The sequence below is a fragment of the Streptomyces sp. x-19 genome (assembly GCF_046549115.1).
GTDB lineage: Bacteria > Actinomycetota > Actinomycetes > Streptomycetales > Streptomycetaceae > Streptomyces > Streptomyces albulus_C.
This window is the reverse complement of sequence record NZ_JAJPWK010000052.1, coordinates 1-18,385: the sequence shown is the minus strand read 5'-3', so window position 1 is coordinate 18,385 and position 18,385 is coordinate 1. Positions and strand designations below refer to the sequence as shown.

Below are 18,385 nucleotides of genomic sequence, written 5' to 3'. Positions count from 1 at the left end.
GGACGCCGTCGTACTGGGTGTCACGGGATGGCAGGGTGGGCGCCGCCTACCCCTTGTGACCAGCGCAAACGTCATGCGGCGTCATGAGTCGGCATCCCCCAACACATCCCCCTCCGGACTTTTAATCCATTGGTTCAGGGTTCGAGCCCCTGATGGCCCACCGAATCCCTCGCAGGACAGGCCGCCTGACCTGCGGTTCAGTGCCTCGGCTGGATCTCACCGGCCGAGGCGCTTCGCTTTTCCGGCCGAATGCGTGCGCGATGCGTGAGCGGACGGAGCGGCAGGCGCCCCGTCAGATACCGGGCGGGCGCGGGGAACGAGCCGCGCGGCGGCCTCGGCTGCTGCCTGATCGACCTCGGGCAGCAGGCTCGTGTAGGTGTCCGAGGTGAGGGTGATCGTGGAGTGCCGGAGCGTCTCCTTGATCGTGTGGAGGTCGCCGCCTCCGCCATGGGTGAGCGTCGCGGCGACATGGCGTAGATCACGAAGGGTGATCGGCGGGAGGTCGGTGGTCGCCAGGATGCGACGGAAGGTCTCCGAGACGGTCTCCGGGTGGAGCCAGGCTCCGTCCTCTTGGGTGAAGACCTTGCCGGTGTCCTGCCAGGCGGGGCCCCATGCCTTCCGCTCTGCCTCCTGGCACTCGCGGTGCGTTCGCAGGACGGCCGTGTTCAGGCTGTCGAGCGCGATCGTGCTCGCGCTGCCGTCGGTCTTCGGGGCGGACTCGTACGGGTCCCAGCCGTCGACCACGATCTCCTTGGCCGGGGTGATCAGGCCCGCGTCCAGGTCGACCTCCGTCCAGTCTTGGCCGACGGCCTCACCGCGTCGCAGGCCACGGGTCCCGATGAGGTGGAAGAGCGCGTACAGCCGATCGTTCTCGGCGGCATCGAGGAATACGCCGAACTGGGCAGGCGTCCACACCATGACGGCGGAGGGCTTCTCGCCGGTCGCCCGCCAGCGCTCGACCCGCTGGTCGGTCCAGAGCAGGGGCTTGGGCCGCTTGCCGGACTCCAGCTCGACGTGGGCGGCCGGGTTGAAGGTGATCAGCTGCTGGGCGATGGCGGCGTTCAGTGCCGCGCGTAGGGTGCGGCGGACGCTCTGCCGGGTCGAGGGCCCGGCGGCCTTCCGAAACGGCTTCATATCGGCCAGCACGGCCCGCTCTTTGCCCAGCCGCTCCCGCTCGGCCGCTGTGGGCCGTCCGGCCCGGCGAGGCTTGCAGCGGGCGACCTGCTCGCGCCGGGCCGCGTTCTCCGCCGCGATCACCTCGTTCTCGTCGGCGATGGCGTCGAACATCTCCACCAGATGCCCGACATTGAGACGGTCAAGGCGTATGCCGCCTATGCGCGGCTTGAGATGGACGCGTATGTGGGAGGCGTAGCCGTTGGCCGTTGTCTTCCGGACCTTCTTCGCCGAGAACCAGTCATCCAGCCACTCGCCCACGGTGAGGCGGCTGGTGAGGTCCAGACCGTGGCGGAGCCGGCGCCGGGTCGCCTCGACATCCGGCAGCGGGGCCTTCTCGTCGCCCGCCGTCTCCAACATCTCGGCGATCCGCGCCAGGTCCTCCGGTGCGTCGGCATCCGCCAGGCCGAGCAGGGCGCGGACGCGATCGAGGTCGGCCTGGGCGGTCTTGAGGGTCTCGTAGCCGGCGCGGCTGAAGGAGCGGCGGGTGCCGTCCTCGCGGGGCGGCAGCTCTTGGCGTATCGAGTACGAGCCGTGCTTCCGGTTGGTGAGCTTCGGACAGGTCTTGCCGAGCGGCTTGCCGGTCTTGGGGTCGCGGCAGTAGCAGCGGCGGTGGGTGGAGCCCTTCAAAGGCGTTCCTCCGAGGTGGTGTTGGCTTCCGATTCGGGCGGGTCGACGTCGCCCAGTGCGGGTGGCAGGTCGGGCGGGGTGGCTCCTTCGTCGCGGATGCCCCGACGGAGGTAGCGAAGGTTGTACTTGGCGGAGATGGCCTGGTCGGCGTATTCGCTCCGCTTGCGCTCGGCCTCTTCGCGCTGGGCGCGGCTGGTCGCCGTCTTGGCCGTGAAGCGCGCCTGTTCTTCCTCTTCGAGCGCGGCCAGCGCGGTGCGTACGAGGCTGGCGTGGCGCTCGAAGTCGGGGACCAGGCCCGCGTCGTGCAGGGCCACCTCCTCCTCCCCGGTGAAGCGGCGCAGGGCCTCCCAGGTGGGGATGAGGTCCTGGAAGGGGAGTTCCTGGGTCCGGTCCACGTAGCCGACCGGGAAGATCAGGCAGGGCGGGTAGGTCTCCAGGGCGGCGGCCAGGACCATGACGTCCACCAGCGGAAGGTTGGCCCGACGCCCGGACTCCATGTTGGCGATCACGTTGCGCGGGATGGGATGCCCGAGCTGCTCGCAACGGTCGGCCAGGTCCTGCGCGCTCCATCCCATCTCCTTTCTCCTGCGGCGGACTTCGCCGGCCACGTTGGCCTTGATCCGGTCCGCCCACTCGGGAACGTCGTCCTCTTCATCATCGAAACCGCGCTGTGTCATACAGACACATTAGCTTGGCCATCCTGGTTAGTAGACGCCTGGAGCCGGACGTGATGCCCGCGTTCGCCGACGGCTGTACCGAAAGGGGTGCGCTGCATGCGCGAAATCGAGATCACCGACCGGGTGAAGGGCATGAGTCGGGAGGAGCTGCTGGCCCTGCCTGCGGCTGTTGACCTGGAAACGGGTAACCGGGCGCTCGGGTTGGGGCGGAGCAAGGGGTACGCGTTGGCGAAGCGGGGCCAGTACCCGTGCCGGGTGCTGCGGCTGGGCAACGCCTATCGCGTGGTGACGGCGGACCTGTTGGAACTGCTGGGGCTGGCGGCGTGAGAGCGGGGCACCGTAGCAGACGTTTCTGCGTTGAGCTGACACAGAAACGCTGGACTGTGCCAAGGGGTGGACGTACTGTCCGTGTTCCGTCGCGGGACGCCCCGCGTGTTCAGCCACGGAACGCCCCGGATGTCCCGCCACGGAACACCCCGCACGTCCCGCCACGGGACAAAGCGAGCCCCCGGCGAGGCAACGCCGGAGGCTCAGCACACTCCCACCGCCCGTATCCACCGAACGACCCGCGTGCGCTGAGCCGGCATGCCCGGCGCCGCAGGAGAGGAGCTGCCCTGTGCAACCTACGACACCCGACGCACATTCCCAGACCGGCGAGACGATCTGGCCGGTGGCCGCGATTCCAGGGAAGCCAGGTGCCCACCTGACCGACGAGCGAGCCGGCGGGGGAGACACGACGCCATCGGCCGGTGACGCGGCCCAGGACACCTCTGTCCCGAAGCCTCGAACGGAGAGCGCCGGCACGTTCGTGGGGCCTCTGCGTCAGGGCGAGCAGGTGCTGGCCGACCTGCGGGCGCAGATCGCGCGGTACGTGGTGATGCCGAGCCAAGAGGCGCTCACCGCCGTGACGTTGTGGGTCGCGGCGACGCACCTGCAGCGCGCGTGGCAGCACGCGCCGCGCCTGGCGATCGTTGCGCCGGAGAAGCGGTGCGGGAAGTCCCGGCTGCTGGACGTGATCACCGAGACGGTGCACAACCCGCTGATCACGGTCAACGCCAGCGCTGCGGCGATCTTCCGGTCGATCGGCGACGAGGACCCGCCCACGCTCCTGGTCGACGAGGCCGACACCCTCTTCGGCACCACCAAGGCGGCGGAGAAGAACGAGGAGGTGCGCGGCCTGATCAACGCGGGCCACCAGCGCAACCGGCCGACGTTGCGGGTGGTCGGGCCGGAGCACAAGCCGACGAAGTTCCCCACCTTCGCCATGGCGGCGCTCGCCGGGATTGGCGACCTGCCCGACACGGTCATGGACCGGTCGGCCGTCATCCGCATGCGTCGCAGGGCGGGGAAGGAGAAGGTGGCGCACTTCCGCACCGTTCGCGACACCCCCGCCCTCCACGCGGTACGCGACGGCCTCGCCGCCTGGCTGAAGCCGCTGTTCCGGCAGGCGATGGACATGGAGCCGGCCATGCCGGTGGAGGACCGCGCGGCGGACACCTGGGAGCCTCTGGTGACCATCGCGGACCTCGCCGGCGGCGAGTGGCCCGTGCTGGCCCGCACCGCCTGCCGCGCCATGACCGACTACGAGGCAGGGCAGGACGAACAGGGCGGTCTGCGCACGCGCCTCCTGGTCGGCATCCGCCGTGCCTTCGCCGCCGAGAACGACCCGCCGGCGCTGCGCACGAAGCGCCTGCTGGAGCACCTCAACGCGGACAAGGAAGCGCCGTGGGCGGACTACGGCCCCGACGGTCTGACCCCGCGCGGCCTTCAGGAGCGGTTGAAGCCCTACGGCCTCAACTCGTCCAACCGCCGCTTCCCCGACGGCACCCAGGCCAGGGGCTTCACCCGCGCCCAGTTCCTCGACACCTGGGCGCGCTACTGCCCCGAGCCGAAGTCTTTGGCCGAGCCCGCCGAACAGGCCGCCGAGCCGCCGCCCGGCACCGAAGCCTGACCCGCCACGACCCGTACCACCCGTCCCCGCGCAGGTCAGCGCGGGGACGGGTGCCCGACCCGCAACGGGTCGAGTCGACATCACCGCGCCACTCGTACCTGCTCTGACCAGGCATGCAACGGGTGGTACGAGTCACCGCACCGTACGGCAGCCACACCGTGCCCCGACATTGCGGCCGCCGCTTGCTCAACCTGGAGTTCCACGCTTGTCTTCCCCCAGCCCCACCACGCTCGCCGCCATACCGGGCACCACCGCGATCCGCACCGGCATCGCCCTGCTCGCCGCGTTCGCCTTCGCCCTCTCCTACGACGCCCTGCGACAGATGGCCGTCGCTATCCACATCCGCGGGCTGCTCACCTACGCCTTCCCCCTCGTGATCGACGGCTTCATCGCCATCGGCGTCGGTGCCCTACTCATGCTGCGCGCCGCCCCGCTGCGCTCCCGCGTGTACGTGTGGGCCCTCGTCGGCCTGGCCACCGTGACGAGCATCTGGGCCAACGCCCTGCACGCCGTACGCCTCAACGAGCAGAGCCCCCAAGACGACGGCCTCCGGCTCGGCGACCTCACCGTCGGCGCCCTGTCCGCCATCGCCCCACTCGCCCTCGCCGGCGCCGTCCACCTCTACATCGTCATCCGCCGCCACCCCACGCCTCCTCGCCCGCAACAGGCCGACGCCACCGAACGCCACAACACCGCCAGCCCCAGCCGCAGCAGCATCAGCCTCACCGCTTCTGCCGCCCGCGTCGACGAAGCCCACGGTGCCCCGACTGGTCCCGACGTGGCTGACGAGCCCGCGGGCTCGGCTTTGGACACCACCGACGTGGCTCCTGCCCCGCGGCCCTCCGCCGAGCCACAAAGCCACAGGCGCCAGGACATCCCCGCCGAACGGCTCGCCATTGCCCGCACCGCACCGCTGGGACGCAACGGCCGTGCCTCACGCCGCCACATCGAAGACGCATTCCGCAGCAGGCACCTGACCATCGGCAGGGCAGAGGCGGACAGGATCAAGGGCATCCTCCAAGCCGAACTCGACGAAGCCGTCTCCCAGAAGCAGAGCGTCCGCGAGGAAACCCCTGCCGGCGCCCCCTGATCGCCGAGGTCGCGCAAACCCCCAATGCAGCCTCCCGGCTGCCCCGTGCACCGCGCAGACCAACGCAGGACACCGACGCCAGCACCCCACGGAGAACCGACCCATGCACGACCCGCACCATGAGTTCCCCGGCCCCCAGGTGAAGAGGGCCACCGACCGCGACGACGCAGCAAGTTGTCGGGTAAGGAGTCCTTACCCGGCCTCCGCCCCAGGGGAGGCGGAGGCACCCGGCGCCGAGGGAGCACCGGAGTCGGCCGGCCCGGGGGAGCTGACCGAAACTTGGACCATCGAGCCGTCGCCGAACGTGCCGCAGCAATCCGCGCCGCGCCGTCGCCTGCGTGACAAGCAACTGCGTGAGCGCCGCGTCCATCCCCGCTACAACGACGACGAGTTCATCCTCGTCCAGAAAGCCGCTGATCTGAGCCGCATGGCTCTCGGCGGCTACGTCGCCGAGTGCTCGCTCGCCGCCGCCCGCGCCGACGACCCCACTGCGGCGGTGGCCGACTACCGCGCCATGGTGAAGGCACTGATGGCAGCCAACGGACAGCTCGGCAAGGTCGGCAGCAACCTCAACCAGCTCACCCGCCACCTCAACCAGGACGGCGCCTGGCCCCACCACGACACCGTCCAACGGCTCCTGGACCGCGTCGAGGCATCCATCACCAAGCTGGACACCGTAATCGCGCACGTCACCGAGGGACGGTGACCCAGTGATACCCAAGATCATTCTCGGTACGGGGCCACACGCCACGCGCCGAACGATCGGCTACCTCTTCGGCAAGGGCCGGGCCAACGAGCACACCGATCCACACCTGGTGGCCTCCTGGAACGGCTTCGCCCCCGACCCCGGCCGCAGGCCCCACCGCAACCGAAGGGGCGTGGAGGACCAGCTCGTCGCACAACTCAATCAGCCCGTGAAGATGTTGGGCGACAAGGCACCGAAGTACACCGTGTGGCACTGCCCCGTCCGCGCCGCACCCGAGGACCCGATCCTCACCGACGACGAGTGGGCCGACATCGCCCGCCGGATCGTGGCTGCCGCCGGCATCGCCCCCGAGGGGGACGAGGCGGCGTGCCGCTGGGTGGCCGTCCGCCACGCTGACGACCACATCCACATCGCCGCCACCCTCGTACGCCAGGACGGCAAACGCCCTCGCCGCGACCACGACCAGCGGGCTGTCCAGCGCGAGGCCCGCAAGATCGAGGTCGACTTCGGGCTCAGGCGGCTCAAGCCCGGCGACGGCACCGCCGCCAAACGTCCCACCAGCAAGGAGCACTTCAAGGCCAAGCGCCTGGGCCAGGACACCGCCACCCGCGATGTCCTGCGCCTGCGGGTGCGCCGCGCCGTCGCCGCGGCGGCGGACGAGGCCGAGTTCTTCGCCCTGTTGGAGGCGACCGACGTGACCGTACGTCTCAGGCTCGGCCCTTCCGGCGACGCACTCGGCTGCAACTTCGCCCTGCCCGGCGATACCAATGACAAGGGCGAGCCGGTGTTCTACTCGGGCTCCACCCTTGCCCCCGACTTGTCTCTGCCCCAGATCCGCAAACGCCTCGTCGCCACCAGCCTCGAACCGATCACCGTCCGGCCCGGTAATCCGTGGCACCAGGCAACCGCCGCCACCGAACGCATCCCCAGCCACCTGACCGGCAGCGACGACGCAGTGGCCCAAGGGCAGCTGGAAGCGCTCGGCGGAGCACTGGACCTACTGCCGGCCACCGCACCAGCCGCGGTGAAGACCGACCTCGAACGGGCGGCTGCCGTCTTCGAGCGCGCGACCCGCTCCCGCATTTCCGGTGACCGGGACAGCGCCCGCGTCCTGCGCCGCAGCATGCAGACGATCTGGCGCGACCGGCCCCAGGACAGGGACGGCGCCGGGTTCGCCATGCTCCTGGACACCATGCTCACCGCGGCGGCCTACGCGATGCACTGGCACCGCACCCGCCAACACGCCCAGCAGGAAGCCGCAGCCCAGCAAGCCCTCGTCCACCTGCAGACCGCGTACGCACAGACCGCCGAACCGGTTCTGGCCGGCCTCGCGCCCCGCGCCCCCAGCCTCCAGATGAAGCGCCGCTTTGCCCACCACTTCCAAGAGGCGGTACCCGAGCACGCCGAGCGCATCCTCAACGACCCGGCCTGGGACGCACTCGCCACCGTCCTCGCCGAGGCAGAAGCCGCCGGGCACAACGCAGCCACCGTCCTCGACCAGGCACTGGGCCAACGCACACTGGACGACGCCCACAGCCCGGCCCGCGCACTGACCTGGCGCATCCGCCGCCTCGGCGAACGCCACGCCCCCAGCCCCCGGGCTCAGGCAGCCATGGCCCGCAGCAGCCGTTCGACGCAGCCACGTCCCACTCCGGCACCCACTCCGCCTCAGTCTCACCCTGTGACCAACGAGGCCACGCGCCGTCCGCCGCGTCGCTGAACTCACGACTGCTGCAACCGGAGGTCACCAGCCCTGCCGAGCGCCAAGCCCTCCACCAGCACTGGCCGCAGATCCGGCGGTGCTTCCGCCGCCGCGGCTGAGTCATGCACTGTCAGTGCCCATCCGTACGGTGAGGGCATCACATCCGCGTTGTTGTTGGCTGCGGCAGTGCAACTCAGGAACCGCTCCGCCTGGAACAGCGCCCGGAGCGTGGCGAACCGTCTGGAGGAGATAGTGAGCGACGAACTGGTGGCGTTCCTACGATCACGCCTCGACGAGGACGAGGCAGTGGCGCGGGCAGCGTTTCCGGGGCCCTGGGTCCGGCGTGACCAGATCGCGGGCGTACATGCCGCCGACGCAACACCGGAAAGACCCTTCGGGTCAGCCGTGGCCGACTGCCGCAGAGTTCCTGGAGGGTTCGGCTACGGAACCGCCAACGCCGATCACATCGCCCTCCACGACCCGGTCCGTGTACTCGCCGAGGTCGAAGCCAAGCGCGAGCTTCTGACTCGGTACGACGAGCCGGAGACGTCGGAAGCTCTGCCCGAGTCATTTAACCGCCTGACGAGGCAGGTACAGCGAAGCATGCTCAGCGAGGCATTCCGGTGCCTCGCCCTGCCCTACGCCGACCATCCCGACTATCGCGAGGAATGGCGACCCTGATCACGCCCGGTGGACCCGCTCGCCCTCTCCCTGCCCACCGCGCGAGGGCGAGCGGCCTGCGGCCACGGTCTTTGCGCTTGCGGTTGGCGACCTGGTCCGAGGGCTGAGGGATCACAGCTCGGAGCCCACGCCTTCGTAGGTGCTCGCGGATGGCCCTGGATGAGTAGGCACGGTCCGTCAGAACCACAAGTGGCCGGGTGCGTGGCCGGCCGATCGACCTGGGAACGCGCAGGGCAGCCATGACATGCTCGAACGCTGGCGCATCGTTGGCCTGGCCGGGTGTGGGGACGAAGCACGGCGGGCGGCAGTGGCCGTCCGCAGCCAGGTGGAACTTCGTGGTCAGCCCACCGCGGGAGCGTCCGATGGCATGGTGCTGGGGCTCGCCGCCCGGAGCCCCTTTCGACGGGCTCTGGCCGCGTGCTGATGTGCGCGGACGATGCTGGAGTCGACCGCGACGGTCCAGTCCGACCCGCCCTCAGCGTCGGCCTGGGCCAGCGAGGCGGTGAAGAGCTTCTCCCATGTGTCGTCAATGGCCCAATTCTGCAGTCGCGTGTAGGCCCCTTGCCAGGAGCCGTACTCGGCGGGCAGGTGGACCCACTGCGCGCCGGTTTTGAACTTCGAGGCAATCGCGTCGATCACCTGACGATGATCACGCCACCGGCCACCCCGCTTCGGCGTCCGGTCCGGCAACAACGGCTCTATCCGCGCCCACTGCGCGTCAGTCAACGGCACGCCCAGGCCGACGATCGGATCATCAGACGAAGCGGCTTACTTCTCGACGGTGATGTCGGCGAAGGAGATGGCGAATGCGTCTGGGTCGTCGTCCTCGTCTAGGTGGTAGGTGGCGCTCGCCCAGGCGTCGATGAGGCGGATCCGGTGGGACTTGGAGTCTGTAGGGTCGCCGACGACGAGGACGACGTCCTGGTGGGTGCTGGTGTTCTCGACGTCCTCGACCCACTTGGTGGTTGCCTCGTCGCGGATGTCGCCGCGGGTGAGGATCATGCTGCCCCATAGCGGCACGGGGGCGTTGTAGTCGCCGGCCGCATAGGTGTCGATGTCGAGTTCAGTGTCGATGAGGGTGAGCTTGGTAACGGACTCCAGTGCTTCGGTCCGGTTGTTGCCGAGGTCAAGGTGGTACGTGGCCATGATTCGGGTCTCCTGATGGCGAGGGGTCAGTAGAGCTCGGGGGAGGTGCGGACGGGCATCTTGACCTTGAAGACGGTGCCGTTGCTCAGGAAGAAGATGACCCGGGCGTTGTCGCCGGGAGTGATGAGGTGGGTCGGCTTCTCGAACATGAGGTGGTAACGGCCCGGAACGAACGCGAACTCGCCCTTGGCAGGGATGTCGATCTTGTCGAGCTTGACCATCTTCGAGCTCTCGGCATCGGCGACGGTCTGGTAGATGGTGATCTTCTGGTAGTCGGGGCTCTTGATCTTGGAGAGTTCGAAGGAGCTGTCGGAGGAGTTCCGCAGGGTGATGTAGCCTGCGGCAGGGAGCGCGTTCGGCAGCCAGCGAACCCAGACGCTCTTCTCGGCGGCTGTGATATCGATCGAGACCGGTGTCTTCGCCATGATGTGACGTCCTTTCGGGGGTCGGCTGTCGACCCTCCGCGGTAAGCACACCGTGAAGCCAAACGATCAAGCAAGGTCGCCCCCAAAAGGTCACCTGATCTAGTGAAGCCGGTTCGAGCGGCTCGGGGCATGGACCTGCACCTGCTGGAAGAGTCGGCCAGGCTGACAGGCGAGATTGATCGGAAAGAAACGGCCTAGCTTGCGAGAGCGGCGTTCAGGTATTTCTGCACCGGCCCGAACAGGCCGTAGGGAACGTACTCGGGGATCTGGTCGTGGGTCACCCAGGCAAGCTCGGCCAGTTCCTCGGTGTCCGCGACGTGCGCGGTTCCGCTGACCACTTCGCAGGCGGTGTAGGACATCAGCCTGCCCGTTGCCGGGTGGACACGCTCGCCCAGCAGCTTGACGGCGGAGACGTCCAGCCCGGTCTCTTCCTTGGTCTCTCGCACGGCTGCGTCCTCGCGGGTTTCGCCGGGCTCGACCTCGCCGGCCGGGAACTGCCAGGAGAGCTTCCCCTCACTGACCCGGCGCCGGACCATCAGAACGCGTCCCTCGTGAACGATGATGGCCGCTGCAATGCCGGGTCGCTCATCGGCTGTCTGCTGCGTCACGTCTGCTCCTCCAGGGCGGCAAGCACGGGTGGGAAGATCGTATCGACGGGGATGAAACGGGTCACCGCGTTTCTGGGAACCCACATCACATCGATGTTCTCGATGGCATCGGAGTTGGTGGCCTGGCCCGCGAGGTACTCGCACAGGAAGTATTCGCACAGGACGCCGGTCACCGGGTGAAGCCGGTTTCCGAGATGCTGCCGGATCGCGCAGTGCACGCCAGTCTCGTCCAGCGTTTCCCGCACAGTCGCCGTCTCGGCTCTGGCGCCTGGCTTGATCACTCCAGCCGGGAACTGCCAGCTGAGGCCCGTTGCGTCATCGTCTCGCCGACAGACCAGCAGTACCTCGCTGTCACGTATGACCACGGCGATCGCAACGCGCAGGGCCTGCGCGCCTGCTGGGCCTGGTGCGGACGAACCACGTTCACCGGAGACTAGGAGCGCGAACCGCTGTCGTGCTGTCGGCGGGGCTTTCTCGTGGACGGTGTCGAGGAGCTGTTGCATCTCCTTGCGTGGCACTACGGCCGGGTCGGCGTGCCAGGCTGCCACGGTCCGTACCGCGATGCCGAGCCGGGCCGCGAACTGTTCATTGGTGAGGCGCAGGGCAGACTGCAGCAGGCAGGCGTGGCGGCCGCTCCAGACCTCGATCACATCCACGTCCGCCCTCCTCCTTCGCCGCGCTCTCAGTGCAGGAACTCGCGCACTGAAGGTGCACTCCGGCTGCACTGGCGGTTCATGGCCGTCTCGTAGGTGACTCGGAAGAATGATGGTTACCAGGGCGGGGTGAGCCGCGGGAGACGCCCTGAACGGCCAACGCGCCTGTGCGCAAGAGCGCCAGTCGACCAAAAGGAGAGTTTAGGTGAGCACCCCCAACGAGTAGGCGTGCAATGGGACTTGGCTGAAACGAGTCTCTGTTTTCAGCCCTATCGTGCCGCCTCCCGGTGTCCGCCATCCGAGGGAAGGTTCGAGCGCCCGGTCGAGCAAGTGGGCGCCGGTAACCTCAGCTACCTGGCGGCTGATGCGCCGTCAATCCCCATGCACACAAGCCGAAAGGGACCCCATGGCTGAGGATCAGGGAAACCCCGTTGAGCGCACGCTCGTCCTGCTCAAGCCCGATGCGCTCGTACGCGGTCTGGCGGGCCGGATCATCACCCGGTTCGAGGAAGCCGCACTGAAGATCGTCGGCACCAAGATGAAGTGGATGGACGAGGAGTTCACCCGGCGCCACTACTTCGATCTGGAGGAGCGGCTGGGGGCGGAGGTCTACCGCGTCACGTCGACGTTCATGCAGCAGGGGCCGGTCATCGCGCTGGTGCTGGAAGGGTTCGACGCCATCGCCACGGTGCGGAAGATCGTCGGCAGCACGTACCCGAACCAGGCGCCGGCGGGGACGGTGCGAGGCGACTTCTCGCACTACAGCGCCGCGGGCAGCATCGCCTCGGGCAAGGCCGTGGCCAACCTCGTGCACGCCTCCGGCAACAAGGAGGAAGCGCAGCAGGAGGTCGAGCTGTGGTTCGACAAGGACGAGCTGCACGACTACAAGAACCTGGCGGAGATCTACACCTACTAGCGGCGGGTTACAGCGTCACCGCGGGGACGCCGATGCGTTGAGCACCACCAGTGCACGACCGAACTTCAGAGGGGAAACCATGACCATCCAGACCCGCCTGGCCTCCGCCGAAGAGCTGGAGTCCATCTTCCAGCGCGAACTGACGACAGACCGGTGGGCCGCCACCGAGACCGCGTACGCCCTGGCAGTACGCCACCGTGACTTGGGCGACCGGCCCAAGTCCCGTGAGTGGGTGCAGCAGTGCCTGCGACTCCTGGAGGGCTTCCCCAGCGACACCGAAGACCAGGTGGCCACCAGCCGCACCTCGGTGGGGGGCGTGCAGCTCCCGACCTACCTGCACGAAGGCGTAGTTCGGGAACGCTTCGGCGACTCGGACTGACCAGTGATCCATCCGGCGGGGTGGTGAGTCGGGCCGACTAACGGTCGCACCGCCCCGCCCCTGACCCACAACCGCAGAAGCAGCAGCCGCCGAACCGGCTACCCACCCCCTTGGCGCCGGTCCGGCCGCTCCGTCATGCCTGATTCAGGAGGCGATACGCCCATGCCCATCGAGATCGAGATGCGCGCCCGCTTCAGCAAGGAAGCCCGTGACCTGCTCCTCGACCGTCTGAACAGGGACGGCGAGGATCTGGGCCCCGACGACAAGCACATCTACTTCTACGTACTGCCGGACCAGTTGCTGAAGGTCACCGACAACACGGCTGCCGGCACCGCCAAGATCACCCTCAAGGAAAGCAAGATCGGCCAGGGCGCCGCATTCGCGGAGACCGAGTTCGCCATCGCCTCGGCCGACGTGGGCGCCGCGGTGAAGCTGTTCAACGCTCTCGGGTTCGAGGACGCGATGCATGAGGCGTCCAACCTTCGGCACAACTTCCGCTTCCACGGTGTCGAGATCGCGGTCAAGTGGAGCGAGGCATGGGGTTACCACGCCGAATTCGAGGTGCTGTTGGCCGACGGCGCCTCCGACGCCGCTCGCACCGAGGCGGTAGCAACGATCACAGACGTGGCCAACGAGTTGGGCGTCACCTTGATGACCGAGCAGGAGTTGGCCGAGTTCACCGCCGCCTTCGAAGCCGCTGAGAAGCAACGTAAGGAGCGCGAGCGGCAAGCCGCGCTCATCCGATAGGAGCACGTCACCGCGGAGACCACCAGGGGGTGGGCACTGATGAGCACGACCCCAACGACCGCAAGCCTGATCGATCTTGCTGCCCGCGGGCAGCTGCCGCTCCACCAGTACATGGACCGGGCCACCATCGACTGGATCACAACGAACCGGCCCGATCTCCCGCGGTCGCCGCAGCCGGTCCTCCGGCCGCTATCGCAGTACCTCCTGCGGCGAGCCGCACTACCGCGCGACTGGATGGCCGAGCCGCGGCTGTACGACTCGATCCACGGCGTCCGGCACGCCATGCGCACCGCAGCACTGGCCGCCGTCCTCGCTGAGGCGAACGGCTTGGACGACGCCGATACCACCACTGCCATCGTTGCCGCCGCCGTCCACGACTGCCAGCGCCATCACGACAAGGACGACCGCGGCCACGGGGAACGCGCGGCGATCTGGCTCGCCGCCAACGCGGACACCGTCTGGGGCCGCTTCGACCTCACAGCCACACCGCGCGGCGTCACCCGGGCCGCCACCGCCATCCGGCTGCACGACGTGCCCTACGGCGCATTCAGCCCTGACGACCAGGCCGACTACCTGCGGAGCCAGATCATCTGCGACGTGGTGAAGGCCGCCGATGCCCTGGACCGCTACCGCCTGCCGAAGACCAGGTGGTGGCCGAACGCCCAGCACGTCAAAGAGCCTGCCTTCGACGCGTTCCGCAGCCTTGCTTTCGACCTCGTGAGCATTTCCGAGAAGGCTCACCTTGCCGGCGTCCACAGCCCGGCGGCCGTCTTGTACGCGCTTGCGGAGAAGGAGCTGGCGTGACCATGGACTTCCTCGATGCCTACCGCCTCTGGGCCGACGCCCACGCCTTCTACGACACCGCCCTCATCCCCAGCCCTGCCGACACCAACGACCCGCTGGCCCAGCAGTCGGCAACCTGGGACGAGCGGCTCGTCGCCACACCGAACGGGCAGTTGCTGCGGCAGAACTCTCTTTTCGACGCCCTCAACCGCAACGGCACACTGCACCTCCTCCACGTCACCCACGCCCTTGAGCAGATTAGCGAGCAAGGAGTCCTCTACCCGTCCGGCGGCTGCCTCGTCGGCAGCATCTATTGCGCCCCGCTCACGGCTACGGACCGGGGCCTGCGGATGCACAATCTCGCTGCGTACGTCCTGACCAAGGAGGCGCCGGCCTTCGTGGCCAAGCTCGGCGTCACCGACCGGGCACCCACCCCGCTGATCTTCGAGATCAACACCCCACCGCAGGCGTACCAGGGCTTGGCGGGAGTGGACTATCTCCGGCTGGGCCTCATCCACCTGCGGATCTACTGCCACCTCGAATACCTGCTGAGCAAAAGCGAGCGCCACCGCTTACGCGAGACCGTCGTTGCCAGGGTGAAGAACTCCGCCGCTTTCCTCTCCACCGCGGCGGCCGTGGCCTACCGAGGTACGCGCATCGCCGCCCGGCCCTTCCTCGGCCTGCTCGACGAGACGATCCCCCGCTTACCGATCCTCGGCTACCTGTACTTCGAGGCGCTGGCGGAGTACCTGATGCTCCACTCGACCTCGCAGCACACGCGACGCCTGGCCGACATCGGAGAGCTGAACAACTGGCTGTACAAGGAGATGCTCTTCGCCTCCTACCCGAACATGGCCGGCAAGTTCGACCTTGCGAGGTTCCGCCCCAGGCCCAGCCAGCTGGCCGACCTCATCCACCAGGTCGACCCGACCATCGAGATCAACCACGCGACCCACTACCTGGTCGAACGAATCAGCCACCTCGTCGCAGCCCGGCTCTTCACCGCAGGGGAGGTCCCCGAAGCTTGGCATCACAAACGCTGGGAATTCGACGCCCTCTCCACCCAGCTCGGCCCCCTGCTGGGCCACCTCATCCACCGGGAACTACGCACGTTCGGTCGCTACCCCGACTTCTACTTCTACTTCGACCAGTACAAGGCTCTGCAAGCCTGGAACTACTGGAACCACATGGACATCGTCGCCCCGTTCAACGGCACGATGCCCAAGGGCGAGATCGGCATCAACCCCGCCTACCCCAACCTCGACTACCGCGTCTGGCGCGCCGAACAGGACGACGCAGGCCACCTCCACCCGGCCGAGCAGCTCTCCTTGACCATCGCCCCGCGGCTGGTGGACATCAAGTACACCCTCATGCGCAACAACCAGTGGACCGCCCCGGCGCCCAGCGTCGCGTAACCACCACTGTCTTCACCAGCAGCTGCTCTGCTGCCTCTTCCTCCCAGGAGCCCCGCCATGAGCTACTTCGGCATGCCCTCCGTCGACCTCCTCGGCGAGCAGATCGACGCCGTACTGAGCGCGCCCTCCACCACCCACGGCCTGGCCCGATCACTCCGCACTGCGGCGTGGGAGATCGAACTCCACCGCTACCACCAGGCCAGCCAGCGCGCCTGGCCCGACGGCCGCATCAACCGGAAGCCCTCCAAGGTTCAGATCGGCGGCGGAACCCACCACATCGAGGGCTTCTTCAACATCGACGCCATCCTGCCGGCCGACCTGCTGTGGGATGTCCGCGAAGGCATCCCCCTGCACGACGACACCGTCGAGCTGATCTTCTCCGAGCACTTCCTGGAGCACATCGACTACCCCCGCTCCGCCAAGAACTACGTCCGCGAGGCTCACCGCGCGCTCACACCGGGCGGCAAGATCATCACTGGCGTCCCTGACGCCGCCTTCGCTCTCAGCCAGTACCCCGGGCCGCTGAACCCCGCCGACGAGATGGTCGAGCGCTGGTATGCCAAGCGCGACTGCCGCAACGACATCAACACCCGGCTCGACCTCGTCAACCTCGTCTTCCGCGACCAGGACGACGACCCCAAGTACACCCCGCACCTCTGGGCCTACGACTACGAAAAGCTCGTCCAGCTCTTCACCGAGGCCGGCTTCGCCACAGTGGAGCCGTGGACCTTCGACCCCACGATCGCCAACCCGAAGCGCCGTTGGGGAAGCGTGTACGTCATCGCCGCGAAGTAGCGATGACGTAGCCCACCGACCACCCGGATAGCGACCTCACCCTGAGGGCTGGCATACCGACACCGGTCGGCATGCGGCGCCCATACACAGCCGTCCCCGCTGAGGGAGGCAGCCGCCGTGAAGCACGTCGGCCTGCCGCTCAGCGCTATCCCCTCGCCTCAACCCCCGGTCTGAAGTCTGTCGAAGGGTCTCCGGCATGCGCCTCCACAGCCAAAGCTTCCTTCTGGTCCGCGATCCGACCTCGGTGCCGATCAGCCGTCGCCGTCTCCAGGGTCTGGTGAAAAAGTGGGGGCTCCGCCTCGACGAGTCCTCCGATACCGCGCTGACCGTCATCACCTCGGAACTGATCACCAACGCGGTGCGGCACGGCACCGGGACAGTGCTCACCATCACGGTGACCGCCAACCTCAGCCGCCGGCGAATCCTCGTCGAGGTCTACGACGGTTCGCTCGTCCTCCCTGTTCCGCACTGGACGGATTCCGAGGACGAGTCGGGGCGCGGGATGGCACTCATCGACCGCTTCTCCCTCTGCCACGGGGCCGAGCACACCACCTGCGGTAAATGCGTCTGGGCAGAGATCGCCATGCCCCCACAGCGAGTCATCCGCCAACGACTCATTGTCCGACCCCGACGGGCCGCCAGAGCTATCGCCCGCCGTTTGGGCGCAGCCCGCCAGCCCCTGACGACCGGACGCGCCGGGCTCTAAAAGGGGATCCACACGGGCCCCCTCGCCGGTCGACCGGAGCCGGGCTGCTCAGCCCAATCCCAGATCGATCGCGTGCACCCCGCCGTAGCGGCCAGCGAAGACCAACTTGCCGTTCGCAACAACGGGCCGCCCTCGTTCGCCTTCTACCCATCCGGGGCACGGCATTGACCCGACCCGGTCCCCCGTAGCCAAGTCGAGCGCAAGCAGTCGCCCACCACGGTGCGCCACGTACACGGTGTCCTCAACCAGGATGGGCGGTGTGGTGAACTCTCCTCGCTCCTCGCAGCGCCAACGTTCCGTACCCGTAGCAGCCTCCAGAGCCAGAAGCAATTGCGGGGCGCCCGCCACAAGCACCAAGTCTTTTGCAACGACTGGAGGTACTGGCGTGCGCTGCTGGGTTTCGTGGGTCCACCGGTGGTGAGGGTAGGCGGAACTGTACGTCCGGACCACGCCTGACTGGTCCAGTATGTGACTTGCAGAACTCGATGCGACGGGCGGGCAGGCGGCGGCATCAGCCAGCTTCCACCTCCCAGACACTTGCCCACCGGCAAGATCAACGGCCACTAAGTACTGAACCGTCTTGATCTCCTCCAGCAAGTAGAGCGTCTGGCCTGAAGCCGTCCAGTGCGGCAGAAGTGAGCCCTGTGCCTCATAGACCCGGCGCTCCCTTCCGTCGCTCGGATCCACGGCCAAGACGCACCCCTTCGTCGATGGGGCGCCGCTCCCCCGGTTCAGGGGAGGCCCAGCGAGGACGATCAGACTGTCCGACGCGATACGCACTCTGGCGAGGATCGGGTGCCCGGGAAGGAGAACCGACCTGTGATGGGTGCCGGTTCGAGGGTCGATGGCATAGAGTCCACCGCTCTGACCAGGCGCGTAAAGCACGCCCTCGACGAAGGCCATCATCGCGGGGTCAACCCGGAGCCGGATGTCCCAGCGAGGTCTGAAATTCGGCAAGTGCAGCGCCCTCAAACGATCAGGAACCGTGGGGACGAAGACGGCCTGGTCTCCGATCACAGGCTGGTGCGGAGAGAAAGTCTTGAGCCCACTCGACTGTTTGGCTCCTGTCTGGCTGTGTGACGGCGGAAATGCGAAGCTCCCCGTAGGCGGTTCGATCGCCTCCCCGCAGGCGGACACGGGATCTCCCCGTTGATGGACGCGTGATCCTTCCGGTGTCTTTATGTACCGGCCTGTTCCTTTGG

At 67.9% G+C, this 18,385-nt stretch carries 20 protein-coding genes and 1 pseudogene; 13 read left to right on the top strand and 8 right to left on the bottom strand.

Annotated elements, in window-relative coordinates; all coding sequences use genetic code 11:
* Positions 1-216 precede the first annotated feature (216 nt).
* Both xerC and ACLJT4_RS41265 read right to left on the bottom strand, forming a co-directional pair.
* Positions 217-1,803, bottom strand: a complete 1,587-nt coding sequence (xerC, locus tag ACLJT4_RS41270; RefSeq protein ID WP_411130245.1) for a tyrosine recombinase XerC — start codon at positions 1,801-1,803, stop codon at positions 217-219.
* The gene (locus tag ACLJT4_RS41265) at positions 1,800-2,480 is read right to left on the bottom strand and encodes a helix-turn-helix domain-containing protein (protein WP_411130244.1); all 681 of its coding nucleotides are present in this window, start codon (positions 2,478-2,480) and stop codon (positions 1,800-1,802) included. The genes xerC and ACLJT4_RS41265 overlap by 4 nt, the downstream gene beginning before the upstream one ends.
* A gap of 96 nt (positions 2,481-2,576) precedes the next feature.
* Here ACLJT4_RS41265 and ACLJT4_RS41260 point away from each other — a divergent pair, with 96 nt between their 5' ends.
* The 6 genes from ACLJT4_RS41260 to ACLJT4_RS41235 all read left to right on the top strand — a co-directional run bounded on the left by ACLJT4_RS41260 (position 2,577) and on the right by ACLJT4_RS41235 (position 8,610).
* Complete coding sequence (locus tag ACLJT4_RS41260) at positions 2,577-2,807, top strand: hypothetical protein (protein WP_411130242.1); 231 nt, start codon at positions 2,577-2,579, stop codon at positions 2,805-2,807.
* Between the two features lie 550 nt (positions 2,808-3,357).
* On the top strand, positions 3,358-4,431 hold the full coding sequence (locus ACLJT4_RS41255; protein WP_411130248.1) for a DUF3631 domain-containing protein: 1,074 nt from the start codon (positions 3,358-3,360) through the stop codon (positions 4,429-4,431).
* Positions 4,432-4,636: 205 nt separating this feature from the next.
* Positions 4,637-5,521 carry a DUF2637 domain-containing protein gene (locus ACLJT4_RS41250; protein WP_411130241.1) on the top strand — a complete coding sequence of 295 codons (885 nt, stop codon included), beginning with the start codon at positions 4,637-4,639 and terminating at the stop codon, positions 5,519-5,521.
* Between the two features lie 304 nt (positions 5,522-5,825).
* On the top strand, positions 5,826-6,227 hold the full coding sequence (locus ACLJT4_RS41245; protein WP_411130240.1) for a plasmid mobilization protein: 402 nt from the start codon (positions 5,826-5,828) through the stop codon (positions 6,225-6,227).
* 4 nt (positions 6,228-6,231) lie between these two features.
* Positions 6,232-7,947 carry a relaxase/mobilization nuclease domain-containing protein gene (locus tag ACLJT4_RS41240; RefSeq protein ID WP_411130239.1) on the top strand — a complete coding sequence of 572 codons (1,716 nt, stop codon included), beginning with the start codon at positions 6,232-6,234 and terminating at the stop codon, positions 7,945-7,947.
* Positions 7,948-8,181: 234 nt separating this feature from the next.
* On the top strand, positions 8,182-8,610 hold the full coding sequence (locus tag ACLJT4_RS41235) for a DUF6221 family protein (protein ID WP_411130238.1): 429 nt from the start codon (positions 8,182-8,184) through the stop codon (positions 8,608-8,610).
* A gap of 52 nt (positions 8,611-8,662) precedes the next feature.
* Here ACLJT4_RS41235 and ACLJT4_RS41230 read toward each other — a convergent pair.
* From ACLJT4_RS41230 to ACLJT4_RS41210, 5 genes and pseudogenes are all read right to left on the bottom strand, one after another.
* Positions 8,663-9,348, bottom strand: a pseudogene (locus ACLJT4_RS41230) (IS5 family transposase); the annotation flags it as partial.
* A 30-nt stretch (positions 9,349-9,378) separates the two neighbouring features.
* A complete protein-coding gene (locus ACLJT4_RS41225) occupies positions 9,379-9,756 on the bottom strand; it encodes a hypothetical protein (RefSeq protein ID WP_411130237.1) in 378 nt (125 codons plus the stop codon).
* Between the two features lie 26 nt (positions 9,757-9,782).
* Positions 9,783-10,181, bottom strand: a complete 399-nt coding sequence (locus tag ACLJT4_RS41220; RefSeq protein ID WP_411130236.1) for a copper chaperone PCu(A)C — start codon at positions 10,179-10,181, stop codon at positions 9,783-9,785.
* Positions 10,182-10,375: 194 nt separating this feature from the next.
* Positions 10,376-10,789, bottom strand: coding sequence for an NUDIX hydrolase (locus ACLJT4_RS41215; RefSeq protein ID WP_411130234.1), 414 nt, complete (start codon positions 10,787-10,789; stop codon positions 10,376-10,378).
* Complete coding sequence (locus ACLJT4_RS41210; RefSeq protein ID WP_411130233.1) at positions 10,786-11,445, bottom strand: NUDIX hydrolase; 660 nt, start codon at positions 11,443-11,445, stop codon at positions 10,786-10,788. The genes ACLJT4_RS41215 and ACLJT4_RS41210 overlap by 4 nt, the downstream gene beginning before the upstream one ends.
* Positions 11,446-11,848: 403 nt before the next feature.
* On the opposite strand from ACLJT4_RS41210, the gene ACLJT4_RS41205 reads away from it, so the two are divergent.
* The 7 genes from ACLJT4_RS41205 (at position 11,849) to ACLJT4_RS41175 (ending at position 17,183) form a co-directional block, all read left to right on the top strand.
* The gene (locus tag ACLJT4_RS41205) at positions 11,849-12,358 is read left to right on the top strand and encodes a nucleoside-diphosphate kinase (RefSeq protein ID WP_411130232.1); all 510 of its coding nucleotides are present in this window, start codon (positions 11,849-11,851) and stop codon (positions 12,356-12,358) included.
* 79 nt (positions 12,359-12,437) lie between these two features.
* Positions 12,438-12,737 (top strand): hypothetical protein, encoded by a 300-nt coding sequence (locus ACLJT4_RS41200; RefSeq protein ID WP_411130230.1) that lies wholly within the window; start codon positions 12,438-12,440, stop codon positions 12,735-12,737.
* Positions 12,738-12,899: 162 nt separating this feature from the next.
* On the top strand, positions 12,900-13,484 hold the full coding sequence (locus ACLJT4_RS41195) for a hypothetical protein (protein ID WP_411130228.1): 585 nt from the start codon (positions 12,900-12,902) through the stop codon (positions 13,482-13,484).
* A 39-nt stretch (positions 13,485-13,523) separates the two neighbouring features.
* On the top strand, positions 13,524-14,288 hold the full coding sequence (locus ACLJT4_RS41190) for a hypothetical protein (RefSeq protein ID WP_411130226.1): 765 nt from the start codon (positions 13,524-13,526) through the stop codon (positions 14,286-14,288).
* Positions 14,289-14,290: 2 nt separating this feature from the next.
* Positions 14,291-15,682, top strand: a complete 1,392-nt coding sequence (locus tag ACLJT4_RS41185; protein WP_411130247.1) for a hypothetical protein — start codon at positions 14,291-14,293, stop codon at positions 15,680-15,682.
* Between the two features lie 57 nt (positions 15,683-15,739).
* Positions 15,740-16,477 (top strand): class I SAM-dependent methyltransferase, encoded by a 738-nt coding sequence (locus tag ACLJT4_RS41180; RefSeq protein ID WP_411130225.1) that lies wholly within the window; start codon positions 15,740-15,742, stop codon positions 16,475-16,477.
* Positions 16,478-16,673: 196 nt separating this feature from the next.
* Positions 16,674-17,183, top strand: a complete 510-nt coding sequence (locus ACLJT4_RS41175) for an ATP-binding protein (protein WP_411130224.1) — start codon at positions 16,674-16,676, stop codon at positions 17,181-17,183.
* Positions 17,184-17,231: 48 nt separating this feature from the next.
* On the opposite strand, the gene ACLJT4_RS41170 is transcribed toward ACLJT4_RS41175, so the two are convergent.
* The coding region (locus ACLJT4_RS41170) for a PQQ-binding-like beta-propeller repeat protein (RefSeq protein ID WP_411130222.1) at positions 17,232-18,385 on the bottom strand (1,154 nt) is incomplete at its 5' end.